This window comes from Spirosoma pollinicola, from assembly GCF_002831565.1.
Classification (GTDB): Bacteria; Bacteroidota; Bacteroidia; order Cytophagales; family Spirosomataceae; genus Spirosoma; species Spirosoma pollinicola.
The window spans coordinates 6,587,933-6,603,708 of the sequence record NZ_CP025096.1; the positions used below are offsets into that span (position 1 = coordinate 6,587,933).

The following is a 15,776-nucleotide window of genomic DNA, read 5'->3' on the forward strand; positions in this document are numbered from 1 at the left end:
AGGCCAGGCTATCAGGCAACGCGCTCAAGTTTAATAGGATAAGTTTTTTTAGATGCCCACTGAGCCACGTAAATGCTATCGTCCTCATCTACCAGCACGTCGTGCGGATGCAAAAAAGGCGAGTTGCTGCGGTCTTTGCGTTGCTCGGCCAGTTTATTATCCTGATAAACGGGTGCAGAACCGCCGGGCGTAGATACTACGCGGTCATTTTTGTCCAGAATCTGAATATATCCCGAGTCAGGATACGAGTCGGACGTGCTCCGAAACACGGCTCCATAAATATTTTCGCCATGAATTACCGGCCGGCAAATGTAGGAACCCGGCAAGGCAATGGTTGACAGGTATTTCCCATCCAGCGAAAACCGCTTAAGAGCATTGTGCCGCCGGTCGGTAATGAGCAAGGTTGGATTAGTAGCTACCCGACGGTCAACAACAATACCATGACAGCAGTCAAAAGTGTCATTAGTTTCGCCTTTACCACCCCACTGGCGAATTAATTTACCCGATTTATCATACTGCGTCACATAATTCAAACCGTAGCCATCGACCACATAAATATCGCCATTGACGGGATTTATGGCCGTTTCGGTTGGTTTATATTGGCCTGGATAGGCATATTTTTCGGTTTCTCTCGGGTAATCGAGCTTCATCAGTTCGCGGCCTTTCAGGTCGGTTTTGATAACCTGATTCCGGTCGGTATCGCAGATAAGCAAATATTGATCGTTTCCCTCTCCCCCTAGCGTCAGGCCATGTCCACCAGGATAATGATGCCCCCAGGTTTCGAGCAATTTACCCGATTTATCGTAAATCAGGATGTTGTTTTTCGTTTCATTCGTCAATAGAATAATCCGCCCTTTGGCATCCTGCACCATTTCGTGGCAATCGTTGACCGGATTTTTGCCCGCATCTAAAACGCCCCAGCCCGGTACAGTTCGATATTTAAAGCCGTTATGGCCAATTATGGTTGGTTCAGGATCCTGTTTACCTGATTTAGCCGACAATAGTGTCGGAACTGCCATACTGGTGGCGCCTGCCAGTGCTGTTTGTTTGATAAAAAGCCGACGAGATACGGAAGATGCCATGAGACGAATACCTGATTTTAGAGCAAAAGAAGTAAGCGTGTAAACTTTACTGCAAATGGGTCGAGTGAGACGTTTCTGGCTGCCTGAACAACAACCGACCAGTAAGTAGACGTTACATTCGTCTACTTACTGGTCGGTTGTTGTTCGAATGAACGTTTACGATACTTTACTTCTGGTCTTTGTTGTCACTCTGATCATCAGGCCCACGATGGCCGTTACGCATACGGCCTTTCATGGAGGCCATTTTGGCAAACTGGTCTGGCGTTAAGATACCTTTCAGTTTAGCTTTATAGTCATCAGCGTTTGCTTTCAGTGCCTGTTGTTTAGCCCGATTATCATCCGAATTAGCCTGAATGGCATCTACTTTCTGGGCACGGCTAAGGGTAACATCGTATACCTTTTGCGATGTAGCCTGATCAAGGCCCAACTGCTGCGTCATGCGATCGGTTATCTTTTTAGCGCGGGTAGCTGGGTTACCCATTTTATGGGGTTGCATTGACCGATCCTTGCCCATACGGCGGGAGTTGGTCTGAGCAGGTGCATCGGGCGTAGCTGCTTGTTGCGCTAATAAGGGGAATGAGAAGAACGCGAGTAGTAACCCGCTTATGGCAATTTTCTTAAACATGGTTCGTCATTAGTTAAATCTGAACCTAAGACGCATGATATGATCTAGGGTTTAAGGGTCGAAGGAAATTTAACAGCATCTTAACGAATTTCATGTTTCCCCTGCGAGCCAACTTACGCCAGATCATATAGTTGACCTGGGCACTAAAATGTCATGATCAGGCCAGCGATCTTTTCAAGCTCTTTCGCATCAATCTCGCTAAAGTCATTTAGCTGATCACTATCGACATCAAGAACCATCGTCACATTGCCATCCCGATCAAACACCGGCACGACAACCTCCGATTTCGACGCCGAATTACAGGCAATATGCCCCGGAAACTGGTCAACATCGGGCACCAGAATCGTTTCCTGTCGTGTATAAGCAGCCCCACAAACGCCCTTGTCAAACGCAATACGTGTGCAGGCAATGGGTCCTTGAAATGGCCCCAGCACTAGTTGATTCTCTTTTCTGAGGTAAAATCCGACCCAGAAAAAACCAAAGGCTTCTTTAAGGGCAGCGGTAATATTCGCCAGATTAGCAATCAAATCCGGTTCGCCCGCTACGAGAGAGGCTATCTGTGGAATCAGGCTATCGTAAATTACCTGTCGATTTTGTGTTTGTGGAAGTGTGAGTGTTTCAGCCATTATTGTCATGCTGGAACGCCAGCCCGGTGCCGAAGGAAGCATCTTCGTTAGTTTTAATAAATTTTTCCGCCGAAGATGCTTCCTTCGACACCGGACTGGCGTTCCAGCATGACAAAAGTCTAATTTCTTGTAAAGAACTGGATTAACACAATGCTTACGGTTGTAAACAATGTACTGGCAACCACCCGGATCAGGGTTGGAATAATTAAAGTCAGACTGCTGGCTTCAATAAAAAATAAAGCGGTGTGATGAATAAGTGTCAGGATCAAAACATACCGAAAGAAAGCCCCAACGCCCAATTCACTTAACGAAAATTCGATACGCGTTTCCAGGCCGGGAACATCAATTTGAGAACGCACAATCAACGGCCTACAGTAGGCCATTAATACCGAAGCAGCTGCGTGCATTCCTAATGTATTGTAAAACGTATCGACAATGATACCGGTCACAAAGGCAATAATCAGTAGCCACGTCAGGCTGATTTCGTTCGGCAGAAGCAGAATGCAGGCAATATAAATGAAGCAGAACGCATAATCGAACAAGACCAGGTTCCGCGCCAACAGAAGTTGCAGAATCAGGTATACTAAAAACAAAAGCGACGTAGACAGAATTTCGCGCAGGGTCATTTTAAAGGCGGTAAGTCGGTAGGTCAGTAAGTTGATAACAGGGCGGCCCCGTTACTAACTTACTGACTACTTAACTATTTTTCATTTTCAACATTTTTCTCTAATTGTTCCTGTTCGGCCTGCAGGCGATTTTCGACAACGTAAACAAACGATAAGTTGCTGAAATTTGTAGCCAGATTGAGCGTAATATCATGAAATGTCATGTTGGGTTGTACACCCACCGAACGGACACGCCCAACCAGAATTCCCGGAGGGAAGGTTGAATTAAATTCAGACGTTACAACAGAGTCTCCTTTACTAACGGGTTTATACCGCGAAATATCGTTCAGCTTTATCAGGTGTGGATCACCGCCATCCCACTTAGCCGAGCCAATTTCGTTGGCCTTCGTTAGTTTCGATGATACCAGAAACTCTGAATGCAAAATTGAAATAACAACAGAAAAGTGCTGGTTGCAGACTTTCACTTTCCCCACGACACCCGTTGGCGAAATAATACCCATACCCGGCCGGATGCCGTCGTCGGTGCCTTTATCAATTGTGATGTAGTTATTGGCGAACTGCGTTGTGTTGTCCACCACCTTTGCCACGGTAAACTTAAACCGGTCGGCAAAGGCCGAATCAGCCTGATACTCTGCCGGGGCGGCTGGTTTACTTTGGAGTAGTTTCGTCAGTTGGGCATTCAGCCGTTGGTTCTCTAACGCTAAATCGGCGTTGACTTGTCGGAGGCTGGTATATTCGTTAGCCGCATTTGACCACGCCAGCACCTGAGCCGCATACCGATTCGAGGTGTTGAAGTAGGTAACACTCCAATAATTACTGGTATTGATAATGAAGTAAAAGCAGAGTACTTCCAGCAGTACGAATAAAATGAAGTTTCGGCTTCGAATAAAAAAATCAACTAACTCTCCCATTAGATTGAAAAAGTAACGCGGGCAGAAGTCCGCGCTTTGTAGGTGTCATTTGCTTCTACAAAGCGCGGACTTCTGCCCGCGTTACGCAATTAACTAATCAGTACCGACCGGTACATTTCCAGATTTTTAATTACCTCACCCGTGCCTTTTACAACCGCCTTGAGGGGATCGTCGGCCACGTGAATCGGCAATTTGGTTTTAGCCGCCAGTCGTTTGTCGAGGCCGTGTAAAAGGGCTCCTCCACCCGTCAGGTGAATACCGTTGGTATAAATATCGGCCGATAATTCCGGTGGCGAAATTTCGAGGGCCTTCATCGTAGCCTCTTCGATTTTCGAGATGGATTTATCGAGCGCGTAGGCGATCTCACTATAGGTAACCTTGATTTCTTTGGGGATACCCGTCATCAAATCGCGGCCACGAATTTCGTAATCAGCAGGTGGGTTGTCGAGTTCGGGCAATGCCGAACCAACTTCCATTTTAATTTGCTCGGCCGAGCGTTCGCCAATCAGCAGATTGTGTTCCCGACGCATGTAATCCACAATATCACGGGTGAACACATCACCGGCAATACGGATCGACTGCTCGCAAACAATACCTGACAGGGCAATCACCGCAATTTCGGTCGTTCCTCCACCGATGTCTACGATCATCGTACCGTTGGGTTGTGTAATGTCAATGCCAATCCCAATAGCGGCAGCAATAGGCTCATGCACCATGTACACTTCTTTGGCACCGGCATGTTCGGCAGAGTCTTTAACGGCTCTTTTTTCCACTTCTGTAATACCCGATGGAATACAGATTACCATCCGGTGCGAAGGCGAAAACAGTTTACTGCCCGTATCGATCATCTTGATCATGCCCCGAATCATCAACTCGGCGGCCGTAAAGTCAGCAATAACACCGTCTTTCAACGGACGGATTGTTTTGATGTTTTCGTTGGTCTTTTCGTGCATCTGCATGGCCTTATGACCAATGGCCAGCACCTTGCCGGTGAGTTTATCCATTGCAATGATCGAAGGCTCATCCACCACAATCCGATCCTTGTGAATGATCAAGGTATTCGCTGTGCCCAGGTCAATAGCAATGTCGCTAGTTAAAAAATTGAAAAGTCCCATTATAGGTTGGCGCTGAACGCCTTATTACAAATACTGTTTTATTGAAAAGTGTGCAAAAATATAGATTATTCAAGAGAATAAAATGGATAATGTAGAATGAAGATCGGATAATGTCTAATCAAGGCCGTGAGCCACTGGTTATTGATTCCTCATGATACATTATTTATAACCCACTACCTTTGTGCCATTATGGGAATTCGTTCGGTCGTAAGTAAGCCATTCGCCAAGTTTATTGTAGAGCGTCAGCAAGCCTGGATGTATCAGCCTGCCGAGGCCCAGCAACGCTGGTTTCGGAAACTAATGGAAGGCGGTCGCGCTACTGCTTTTGGTCAGGATCATCACCTCAGGGACGTACAGACGGTTGCTGAGTTTCGGCAAGCCGTTCCTGTCCGTGATTATGAGGACTTAAAACCCTATATCGAGCAGATTTTAAGCGGTGGAATAGACATACTTTGGCCGGGAAAACCCCTCTATTTTGCCAAAACATCGGGCACCACATCGGGCACTAAGTACATTCCAATTACCCAAGATTCTATTCCAAATCATATCAATTCTGCCCGCGACGCCCTGTTGAATTATATTAATGAAACGGGAAACGGCGCGTTTCTGGATAAAAAATTAATTTTTTTATCCGGCAGTCCCGAACTGACCCAAAAAGCGGGAATCAACATCGGGCGGCTCTCGGGCATCGCCAATCACCATGTTCCGGCCTATCTGCGTACGAATCAGTTGCCCAGTTACGAGACCAACGTCATTGACGATTGGGAAACAAAACTGGAACGCATCATCGACGAAACGCTGACGCAGCCCATGTCGCTGATTTCGGGTATACCGCCTTGGGTACAGATGTATTTTGATCGGATTCAAGAGCGCACGGGTAAGTTGATCAAGGATGTTTTTTCCGATTTTTCAGTGTTCGTCTACGGTGGCGTCAACTTCGAACCCTACCGCGCCAAGTTGCTTGACAGCATTGGAAAACGAATTGACTCGATTGAGACGTACCCGGCATCAGAAGGTTTCATCGCTTTCCAGGATAGCCAGACCGAGGAGGGCCTTTTGCTCCTGGCAGATAGTGGTATTTTCTTCGAATTCATTGCCGCCGACGAATACTTCAGCGAGAACCCGCGCCGGTTGACGATTGACGAGGTCGAGCTGGGAAAAAACTACGCCGTAATTATTAACAACAATGCGGGTTTGTGGGGATACTCCCTTGGCGATACCGTCAAGTTTGTATCGCGGGAGCCGTATCGACTGTTGGTAACAGGACGGATCAAACACTTTATTTCGGCCTTTGGCGAACACGTGATAGGCGAAGAAGTAGAAAAGGCGTTGCAATTTGCCATGCAGCAACACCCCGAAACAGAAGTTGTCGAGTTTACCGTAGCGCCAATGGTTAGTCCGAAAGAGGGCTTGCCATATCATGAGTGGCTGGTGGAATTTGCCACGCCCCCACACAATCCAGATGCCTTTGCCCGCGATGTAGATAACCGCCTTATTAAACTAAACGTATATTACGACGATCTGATCACAGGCTCAATTCTTCAACCGCTAAAGCTGACAAGTCTGCCACGCGGAGCATTTCAACGGTACATGAAATCGCAGGGTAAGCTGGGCGGACAAAACAAAGTACCCCGGCTGGCCAATGATCGAAAAATTGCTGATGGGTTAGCGGAGATAGGACAAACGGCATAAGAGATGGAAACAGTAGCTATTAATCAGACATACATTCTAGAAACGCTCCGGGCCAACCGTGCTCGACTTCAAAAGGAGTTCGGTATTGAGCGTATTGGGTTATACGGCAGTTTCGCCCGGAATGAGGAGACGGAGAAAAGCGATATTGATTTGGTATATTCTTTAGAAAAAGGGGTTGCTTTATCCTGGGAGGAACGGGAACGGTTATACCGTATTTTAAGACGTAAACTCCATCGAAAATTAGATTTGGTCGAATGGGCATACATGAATCCAATTATTGGATATTACGTAAAGAAGGAACTCATTTATGTATAACCGCCGTAACTTTATTCATCTCTGCACAATTCTTGAGTGTATTGAAAAGATAACAATTTATAGCTGTTCATTTAACAATGCAGATGACTTTTTCGCGGCTGATGACCAAGTGTATTACAATGCTTCATGGGCACTGTTATTAGTTATTGGTGAAGATTCTAAGAAGTTAGCAAAAGAATTAAAAAACGATTACCCTGCCGTTCCATGGCGATTACTTTCAGGTACCCGAAATTTCCTGGCCCACGAGTATAGAGCTCTTAATCAACAACTGATTTTTGACATTATTCGACAGAATTTACCGTCGTTGAAAAATACAGTTATCAGTATGTTTCACAAAGTAGATTATAGTAGTGAAGTATTGGAAGCAGCCCTTTCCTCTGACTACTACCGACACATTCAATACCTGCGCGAAAAACTAAATGACTGACATAAAAAAACGCCATATCGCCATCCTCGGCTCTACCGGTTCTATTGGAACGCAGGCCGTCGACGTGATAAAATCCAATCCTGACCGGTTTCAGGTTGAGGTATTGACAACCAATAACAACGCCGAATTGCTCATTGAACAGGCGGTTGAGTTGAAACCCAATGTGGTCGTGATCTGCAATGAAGCCCGCTACGATCAGGTTTTTGCAGCGCTCGATCCACTGGGCATTAAAGTGTATGCGGGTGCCAAAGCCATTGCGTCGGTGGTGCAGATGGATACTATCGATATGGTGCTGACCGCTATGGTTGGTTATGCCGGGTTGTTGCCTACTATCAAAGCCATCGAAGCCGGTAAGTCGATCGCACTGGCCAACAAAGAAACCCTCGTGGTTGCGGGCGAACTCATTACCCAACTAGCCGCGCAGAAAGGCGTCAATATTTTTCCGGTCGACTCCGAACACTCGGCTATTTTCCAATGCCTGGTTGGGGAGTTTCATAACCCGATTGAGAAAATTATCCTGACCGCATCGGGTGGACCGTTTCGGGGGAAATCGTCGGAGTTTCTGGCGACGGTTACGAAGGCGCAGGCGCTTAAGCACCCAAACTGGACAATGGGGGCGAAAATAACCATCGACTCTGCAACCTTGATGAACAAAGGGCTGGAAGTTATCGAAGCCAAGTGGTTATTTGGCCTGACGACTGAGCAGATTGACGTAGTTGTTCATCCACAAAGCATTATCCATTCGATGGTGCAGTTTGAGGATGGCAGTATCAAAGCCCAGATGGGGCTGCCCGATATGCGCCTGCCGATTCAGTTTGCGCTGGGGTATCCAGACCGATTGAAGTCCAACTTCCCGCGTTTCAACTTTATGGATTACCCATCGCTAACATTTGAACAGCCTGACCTGAAAACGTTTCGCAACCTTCAACTTGCCTTCGATGCGCTCAAACAGGGCGGCAATGCCCCCTGTATTATCAACGCAGCCAACGAAGTAGCCGTCGATGCATTTCTGAACGATCAGATTGGCTTTCTGGAAATATCAGAGATTATTGAACTGTGTCTGGCGAAAGCAACCTTCATGAAGACTCCAACTTACGACGACTACGTACTTACTGACGAAGAAACCCGTCGACTGGCTACAGAGAGAATTAAAACACTGGTTTAACTGTTTATACCGTATCAACCACGCTCAACGTTTTAAATGCACGTGACTTACTGGATTTGGTTTATTTTAGGTATCCTGATTGGCATTGGTTTACTTCGCTTCCTTAAAAGTCGAAACAAGTAAAATTGTATAACCCTCAATAGTAACACAACGGTCCGCCGTAGCGGTTCTGAATACATGGAAATATTAATAATGGCGGGTCAGCTCATTCTGGGTTTATCCATTTTAGTAGGCTTACACGAGTTAGGGCATCTACTGGCAGCCAAGGCCTTTGGCATGCGGGTAGAGCAGTATTTTATTGGCTTTCCGCCAAAGGTCTGGAGCATTAAACGGGGTGAGACCGAATACGGCATTGGCGCGATTCCACTGGGTGGTTTCGTAAAAATTTCCGGCATGATTGACGAATCACTCGACACAACCCATACCAATCTGGAGCCTCAGCCTTATGAATTTCGGGCTAAGCCAGCCTGGCAGCGGCTTATTGTTATGCTCGGTGGCATTATTGTTAACGTTATTGTTGGCATCCTGATTTTCGTGATCATTGCCTACAAAAACGGCAATACGTATCTGGCTGCGAAGGATGCTAAATACGGTATCGTTGCCTACGATCTGGCAAAGAGTATTGGCTTGCAAACCGGCGATAAAATTGTAAAAGTCAACGGAAAGACAATTACGGATTTCAACGAAATTCGTGGTTCTGACGTATTTCTGGGCGATAATAGTACGTACACAATTGAGCGAAACGGTAAGCTGGAAGATATTTATATTCCGAATGATTTCGTCAATAAGTTAGCGGATAAGAAAGCGGCCGGTCAATTTATTGAGCCTATCGAGCCGTTTAAAGTGGCCGAGTTAGTACCCGGTCAACCAGCAACAAAAGCAGGTTTGAAAGCGGGCGATGTAATTACCAGCATCAACAATAAACCGATCCAGTTTTACCACGAGTTTACCGAGATCGTAAAGCCACTTAAAAATAAAGCTGTCACGCTTGGCATCAACCGAAATGGACAGCCAGTCACTTTAACGATGACAACCACTCCTGATGGTACCATCGGTTTTTATCCTGAGTTCCTGCTACCCTTGACCAAGCAGGAGTATACGTTCGGCGAAGCGCTTGGCGTGGGTACAAAAAAAGCATTCCAGGTTGTGTTTGATAATATCAAAGGCTTCGGTAAGATTTTCCGGGGTGAAGTTTCAGCATCCAAAGCACTGAGCGGTCCAATTGGTATTGCACAAAATCTCTTTGGGGGTGTCTGGGTTTGGGATCGTTTCTGGACTGTTACGGGACTTCTTTCAATGGCGCTTGCCTTCATGAACGCTTTACCAATCCCGGCTCTCGATGGAGGCCATGCCACAATTCTGGGTTACGAGATCATCTCAGGCCGTAAGCCTTCAGATCGTTTTCTGGAAGGAGCCCAAAAAGTGGGTATGGTTATTTTGCTTGGACTAATGGCATTTGCTATTTTCAACGACGTTTTAAAAGCTGTTTTTTAAGACCCTTTTTGCCCAAAACAAGAAGAGGATTGTAGAAGCAAAGGAAACTCTTCCTTATCTCTACAACCCTCTTCTTGCACTTCATCTATGTTTAATTCACTGATTCGAGCAGGCTTTTTAGTTTGTATAACGGGCTTGCTATCGGCGAGTATGTCCGCACACGACTTCCACGCCAGCGTAACCCAGATGCAGTATGACCCTAAAGAGCGGACGTTTGAAATAAGCATTCGGATATTTACCGATGATTTTGAAAAGGCACTGGCAGAAGCAACGAAAAGTAAAGTAAACCTGAACGGACCAGGCAAAAATGACCAGTTGATTGAAAAATATGTTCAGGCCCATTTTTCGTATGCGAATGCTCAGAAGCAGGCTAAACCCATTAAGTACATAGGCTACGAAGTGGAAACCGATGCACACTGGATTTACCTTGAAATGCCTTATAATGAACCTTTTAAGGGCGGATCATTAAAACAGAACGTATTGATGGAAATGTTTGACGATCAGGTAAATATGGTTAACGTTCAATATCAAGGGCATAAAAAAACGTTTGTCTTCCGTAAAAACCAGTCGATTCAGGACATTTGGGTCGATTAATAAATTTTTAGGTCACTAAGCACCCTAATTCGTTAATTTTGTAGTTGTAACGATTAGTCCGTCAGATCGTCATAGAAATTGACTGTGGCACGGACCTTGCGAATACCTCGTTTCCCTTGCCTTTCCTATAGTTTAGGTACCAAATATTCAATGCTGCCAGTCTGGCAGTGTACTTATGCATTCAGAACAAGATTTAGCTACCCGTTTGTTGATGACCGATTTTGACTCGGACAATTTGGAAATTGTACCGCTTGGGTCGCCGGAGGGGTTAGATGATGATTACGAATTACCTGCAAACCTACCCATTTTACCCGTTCGGAATACTGTCCTGTTTCCAGGTATGGTCATTCCAGTTACTGTTGGGCGGTCCAAGTCAATACGATTAGTTAAGAAAGCGTATAAAGGCAACCGGATTATTGGTGTAGTGGCGCAGTTAAATCAGCAGAAAGACGAACCCACCGCCGACGATCTCTACCGATTCGGGACAGTAGCCTATATTATTAAAATGATCACGCTGCCCGATGGTAATATTACGATCATCATTCAGGGCAAGAAACGATTTGAGATTCAGCAGATCACACAGGAAGAGCCATTTATGACAGCTCAGGTTCGCCAGATCGATGACTCATTTACAAACGTAAATAAGAAAGAAGGTAAAGCGCTTTTGCAATCGCTGAAAGACGCTGCCTATAAGATGCTGCGACTGAATCCTGAAATTCCGCAGGAAGCCCGCATTGCGCTCGATAATATTGAAAGCCCAACCTTCTTACTGCACTTCCTGTCATCGAATGTAAACGCGGATGTGTCTGATAAACAACGGCTTTTGGAACTACTTGAAGGCAATCAGCAGGCAAACTTGTTGCTGGAATTCATGCTTCGGGAGGTGCAATTGCTTGAACTCAAACGCGAAATACAGTCCAAAGCGTCATCAGACCTTGACCAGCAACAACGGGATTATTATCTGCGCCAGCAGATGAAAGTTTTGCAGGATGAATTGGGAATGGAGAATCCTGACCGCGAAATTGATGAGCTACGCATTAAAGCCGACCGTAAAAAATGGCCTAAAGAAGTACGCTCCCATTTCGACAAAGAACTCACAAAACTTCAACGCATTAACCCTATGGCACCGGAATACCCGGTAACCATGAACTACGTTGAGTTAATGGTCGATTTGCCCTGGAACGAATATACTAAAGACAATTTTGACCTGAAACGGGCTCAGAAAATTCTGGATGCAGATCATTTCGGTCTGGAAAAAGTGAAAGAGCGGATTATTGAGTACCTCGCCGTTCTGAAACTAAAAAACGACATGAAAGCCCCGATTTTGTGCCTCTACGGCCCTCCGGGTGTGGGTAAAACCTCGCTCGGGAAATCGGTAGCGAAAGCACTAGGCCGTAAATACAGCCGAATGGCCCTGGGTGGCGTTCATGATGAAGCCGAAATTCGCGGTCACCGTAAAACATACATCGGCGCTATGCCGGGCAAAATCATTCAGAATATTCGTAAGTGCGGCACGGCCAACCCTGTGTTCATTCTGGACGAAATTGATAAGGTTAGTTCCGATTTTCGGGGGGATCCATCCTCAGCTTTGCTTGAAGTGTTAGACCCTGAACAGAATTCGACGTTCATGGACAACTACCTCGAAACCGAGTTTGATCTCTCGCGGGTATTGTTCATTGCTACGGCCAACTCACTTGATACGATCCACCCCGCCCTGCGCGACCGGATGGAAATTATCGACATTGCGGGCTATACCGTTGAAGAGAAAGTCCAGATTGCTAAAAAATACCTGATTCCTAAGCAACGCAAAGATCATGGCTTGAAACCTAAAGACTTGATATTTGAAGATAAAGCCGTTTTGCGTATTATTGAGGGTTACACGCGTGAATCAGGCGTTCGAAATCTAGAACAGAAAATTGGTGCCCTAATCCGAAAAGTCGCTAAGAACATTGCGATGGAAGAGGAATACAACCATACCATTAAGGTTTCGGATATTCCTAAAATGCTGGGCGCCGAAATTTTCGACAAAGAACTGTATGCTGATGATGACCTTGCCGGTATCGTTACGGGTCTTGCCTGGACACAAGTTGGGGGCGAAATTCTGCTCATTGAATCCAGCCTGAGCCGTGGTAAAGGTGTGCTTACTCTGTCGGGGCAACTTGGCGATGTAATGAAAGAGTCGGCCATTACGGCCCTGTCTTATCTGAAGGCCCATGCCGATGATTTGGGCATCGACTACCGGATATTCAGTCATTATGATCTGCATATTCACATTCCGGCAGGTGCTGTCCCAAAAGATGGCCCTTCAGCAGGGATTACGATGCTGACTTCGATGACCTCCATATATACCCAGCGTAAAGTAAAACCATATCTTGCAATGACCGGTGAGGTGACGTTACGGGGTAAGGTATTGCCGGTAGGTGGTATTAAAGAGAAAATTCTGGCTGCCAACCGGGCTGGCATTAAGGAGCTTATCTTATGCTCAAAAAACCGGAAGGACATTGACGAAATCAACCAGTCTTATATCAAAGACCTGGTTTTTCATTACGCCGATACCGTCGACCAGGTACTTGATATAGCGTTACTTCCCGGCAAAGTAGGCAAGCCAATGAAGTTTATTCTTCCCGAAGACAAAGAGCAACGCGAAGTAGAAAAGGTGTATTGATTTAATTGAATTTACAGGAACGTTGCCGGGCTTGCGTACAAGATGAAACGGATTGAGCGGGTTAAAACGGATAAATAGATAAAATTCCGTTTTGATCCGCTCAATCCGTTTCATCTTGTGCGCAAGCCCGGCGATGTCCCTATCTTTATATCGTGCTCGATTTTCAAAAACTCTCCGCTAACTATCAGCAGGCCCTGCTTAGGCAGGTTGCACCATTCTGGCTAAAAAACAGCCGGGATGAACAGTGTGGAGGTTATTTTGATCTATTAACAGCAACGGGCGATCCCATAGAGGGTGACAAATTCGTTACCATGCACGCCCAGCAAACATGGGCTTTCGCCTGGCTGTATAATACCCTTGATGGCCAGCCAGCCTGGCTCGATCACGCCCGGCACGGTGCTTCATTTTTAAGCCAATTTGCACACGAAGACTCACTGGCCTGTTATGCGCAACTTGACCGACGCGGGCGAGCCCTTGCCCAATCAATAAACTTCATCCCGGATAGCTTTGTCATTAGGGCGTATGCCCAAATGCACCGCGCAACCAATCAGGATGAATGGGCAATGCTGGCCAAACAAACCTTCTCCACCCTATTGCAACGCCGAGCTAATATCCGCGCCGAACAAATCAATACGTTAGGTGGTATTCAGCAGGTTAGGCAGTTAAGCGAAGCGGTAGCCATCCTCAAAATGGTGTTGGAGATGCAGCCTTTACTGGCTGAAGATGCCTGGAAACAACATATCGACCTGGCTTTGCAGGATATTTTGCACGAGTTTATGGACAGGCGGACGGATACGCTCCGTGAGTCTATTCTGCCCGAAGGTTCCTTCATGAATACTCCCGAAGGCCGACGTTTGAACGTTGGTCTCACGTTTCAAACGGCCAGTTATCTGTTTGATTTTTATACCGATGGGGCATCGGTCAAAACTGGGACTATTGTTAACAACCGTCGACTGGCGGCTCAGGTCGTTTCGTGGTGTCTGCGTCTTTGCGAGCAAGCCTGGGACGAAACCCATGCCGGTTTGAACCAGTATGTCGATTTTAAACAACAGGCCCATATCTTCCCCGATTGGCAACAGAAGTGGGCGTGGGTTCAGGTGGAAGCGCTGGCAGCCCTCGTCAAAGGGTATGAACACACACGACACCCCGATTGCCTCAAGTGGTTCAAGCGAATACACGATTATACGTTCCAACATTTCCCCGACCAAAACCAAACAGGGTGGCATCTGGTGCTAGACAACCATGCCCAGCCGAAACTAGCTGCTAAAGCCATACCAACAGTAAGCTGTTATTCTCTGATCCGCTGCCTGGCCGAAATAGGGAAGTTACTGGCTACTTTCGGGCAGGCTAAAGAACGAGCAGGTCGAACGGGTATTTCAGTAAATTCATAATCTTGTGTACTTACTGAGTATACTGGCACGAGCATTTACTCGTGTCTATAATCTTACCCAGCATTTGCTGGGGCAGGCGAATGCCTGCATTATGGATAGGCACGAGCAAATGCTCGCGCCAGCTAACGTTGTACAGAAATTACCTCATCTGTGCAAACCCGTCAATAGCGCCACGCACGTTGCCGAATTTAGCCAGCAAGGCTTGGGCCTGTTCCCGGTCAACGCCAATTTCGCCCATAACCATCTTGGCCGCGCGATCCTGTAACTTGATATTGGTGAGCATCATATCAACCATTTTATTACCCTTTACACGGCCCAACTGAATCATGACTGACGTCGAAATCATGTTCAAAACCAGCTTCTGTGCCGTTCCAGCTTTCATTCGCGTGCTGCCCGTAACGAATTCCGGGCCTGTAACAACCTCTACAGGAAATTCAGCCGCCTGTGCCACCGCCGAGCCCGCATTGCAAACAATACAACCCGTCAAGAGACCAGCTTTCCGAGCTTCGTTCAAGCCACCAATAACGTATGGCGTCCGGCCAGAAGCGGCAATACCAATAACTGTATCATTCTCGTTAGGCTGGTAAGGCGCAATATCTTTCCAGGCTTGTTCGGCATCATCTTCAGCGTATTCAACGGCTTTCCGAATAGCCCCATCGCCACCAGCCATCAGCCCAATGACCAGATCATGCGGCACGCCGTAGGTTGGCGGGCATTCGGATGCATCCACAACGCCCAGCCGGCCACTGGTTCCAGCCCCGATATAAATGAGTCGGCCACCTTCGCGCATACGGTCAACTATGTGCGAAACCAGAGCCTCGATCTGTGGGATTGATCGCTCCACGGCCAGGGGCACTGTCTTGTCTTCACTGTTTATATTGACCAGCAAGTCGTGTACCGACATTTGTTCCAGGTGGTCGTAATGGGAAGTGGTTTCAGTTGTCATATCTCAAAATTAATACAGGCTCGTTTTACAGAACAAATAATCTGGTTTTTCTTGCCTTTACGGGAAACATAGCCTTAATTTACGGCGTTATTACACTACCAG

15 protein-coding genes are annotated in these 15,776 nt (G+C 46.6%); 8 read left to right on the forward strand and 7 right to left on the reverse strand.

Going from position 1 to position 15,776, the window contains the following annotated elements; translation table 11 throughout:
• Positions 1-11: 11 nt before the first annotated feature.
• From CWM47_RS27590 to CWM47_RS27615, 6 genes are all read right to left on the reverse strand, one after another.
• Positions 12-1,082, reverse strand: coding sequence for a 6-bladed beta-propeller (locus tag CWM47_RS27590; RefSeq protein ID WP_100991842.1), 1,071 nt, complete (start codon positions 1,080-1,082; stop codon positions 12-14).
• Between the two features lie 166 nt (positions 1,083-1,248).
• Complete coding sequence (locus CWM47_RS27595; protein ID WP_100991843.1) at positions 1,249-1,707, reverse strand: DUF4890 domain-containing protein; 459 nt, start codon at positions 1,705-1,707, stop codon at positions 1,249-1,251.
• Positions 1,708-1,850: 143 nt separating this feature from the next.
• Positions 1,851-2,333, reverse strand: coding sequence for a GAF domain-containing protein (locus CWM47_RS27600; RefSeq protein WP_100994082.1), 483 nt, complete (start codon positions 2,331-2,333; stop codon positions 1,851-1,853).
• Between the two features lie 119 nt (positions 2,334-2,452).
• Complete coding sequence (locus tag CWM47_RS27605) at positions 2,453-2,959, reverse strand: hypothetical protein (protein ID WP_100991844.1); 507 nt, start codon at positions 2,957-2,959, stop codon at positions 2,453-2,455.
• Between the two features lie 74 nt (positions 2,960-3,033).
• Positions 3,034-3,870, reverse strand: coding sequence for a rod shape-determining protein MreC (gene mreC, locus CWM47_RS27610; protein ID WP_100991845.1), 837 nt, complete (start codon positions 3,868-3,870; stop codon positions 3,034-3,036).
• Between the two features lie 89 nt (positions 3,871-3,959).
• Positions 3,960-4,985 (reverse strand): rod shape-determining protein, encoded by a 1,026-nt coding sequence (locus CWM47_RS27615; RefSeq protein ID WP_100991846.1) that lies wholly within the window; start codon positions 4,983-4,985, stop codon positions 3,960-3,962.
• 189 nt (positions 4,986-5,174) lie between these two features.
• Between CWM47_RS27615 and CWM47_RS27620 the strand changes: the two genes are divergently transcribed.
• The 8 genes from CWM47_RS27620 to CWM47_RS27655 all read left to right on the forward strand — a co-directional run bounded on the left by CWM47_RS27620 (position 5,175) and on the right by CWM47_RS27655 (position 14,728).
• Positions 5,175-6,677, forward strand: a complete 1,503-nt coding sequence (locus CWM47_RS27620) for a GH3 auxin-responsive promoter family protein (protein WP_100991847.1) — start codon at positions 5,175-5,177, stop codon at positions 6,675-6,677.
• A gap of 3 nt (positions 6,678-6,680) precedes the next feature.
• Positions 6,681-6,992 (forward strand): nucleotidyltransferase family protein, encoded by a 312-nt coding sequence (locus CWM47_RS27625; protein ID WP_100991848.1) that lies wholly within the window; start codon positions 6,681-6,683, stop codon positions 6,990-6,992.
• Positions 6,985-7,419: a HepT-like ribonuclease domain-containing protein gene (locus tag CWM47_RS27630; protein WP_100991849.1), complete on the forward strand. Its 435-nt coding sequence runs from the start codon at positions 6,985-6,987 to the stop codon at positions 7,417-7,419. The genes CWM47_RS27625 and CWM47_RS27630 overlap by 8 nt, the downstream gene beginning before the upstream one ends.
• Positions 7,412-8,584, forward strand: coding sequence for a 1-deoxy-D-xylulose-5-phosphate reductoisomerase (locus CWM47_RS27635; protein ID WP_100991850.1), 1,173 nt, complete (start codon positions 7,412-7,414; stop codon positions 8,582-8,584). Before CWM47_RS27630 ends, CWM47_RS27635 begins: the two co-directional genes overlap by 8 nt.
• Positions 8,585-8,761: 177 nt before the next feature.
• The gene (gene rseP / locus CWM47_RS27640) at positions 8,762-10,078 is read left to right on the forward strand and encodes an RIP metalloprotease RseP (protein WP_100991851.1); all 1,317 of its coding nucleotides are present in this window, start codon (positions 8,762-8,764) and stop codon (positions 10,076-10,078) included.
• Positions 10,079-10,165: 87 nt separating this feature from the next.
• Complete coding sequence (locus CWM47_RS27645; protein ID WP_240625494.1) at positions 10,166-10,672, forward strand: DUF6702 family protein; 507 nt, start codon at positions 10,166-10,168, stop codon at positions 10,670-10,672.
• Between the two features lie 175 nt (positions 10,673-10,847).
• A complete protein-coding gene (gene lon, locus CWM47_RS27650; RefSeq protein WP_100991853.1) occupies positions 10,848-13,337 on the forward strand; it encodes an endopeptidase La in 2,490 nt (829 codons plus the stop codon).
• 152 nt (positions 13,338-13,489) lie between these two features.
• A complete protein-coding gene (locus CWM47_RS27655; protein WP_100991854.1) occupies positions 13,490-14,728 on the forward strand; it encodes an AGE family epimerase/isomerase in 1,239 nt (412 codons plus the stop codon).
• 139 nt (positions 14,729-14,867) lie between these two features.
• Here the strand turns inward: CWM47_RS27655 and murQ are convergent, their stop codons facing one another.
• Positions 14,868-15,674 carry an N-acetylmuramic acid 6-phosphate etherase gene (gene murQ / locus CWM47_RS27660; protein WP_100991855.1) on the reverse strand — a complete coding sequence of 269 codons (807 nt, stop codon included), beginning with the start codon at positions 15,672-15,674 and terminating at the stop codon, positions 14,868-14,870.
• Positions 15,675-15,776: the final 102 nt, after the last annotated feature.